Origin of the sequence: Rhizobium ecuadorense (assembly GCF_001187535.1) — a bacterium.
Taxonomy (GTDB): Bacteria; Pseudomonadota; Alphaproteobacteria; order Rhizobiales; family Rhizobiaceae; genus Rhizobium; species Rhizobium ecuadorense.
The window spans coordinates 1-223 of sequence record NZ_LFIO01001504.1; the positions used below are offsets into that span (position 1 = coordinate 1).

A 223-nucleotide genomic window follows, 5' to 3' on the forward strand; every position below is an offset into this window, starting at 1 on the left:
GCAGCGGGATGTGTGTAAATGACGCCGGCGATGCCGCTGCCGGGGAAGGCGCTGGCGTCGGTGACGATGAGGTTCGGGACATCCCAGACCTGGTTGTAGGGGTTGAGCACCGAAGCCTCCGGGGTTTCGCCCATGCGCGCGCCGCCCGTCTCATGGATTGCCGCGCCCATGCACATGGTCTTGCGGAACCATTTGCGGAACATGAAGCGGCTGAAGGCATCGG

The 223-nt window shown here is 64.6% G+C and carries 1 protein-coding gene; it reads right to left on the bottom strand.

The genetic code is table 11. From position 1 onward, the window contains the following. Nucleotides 1-223 (bottom strand): GMC oxidoreductase (locus AF337_RS31155; RefSeq protein WP_244471350.1); only part of this gene is annotated, 223 nt, incomplete at both ends.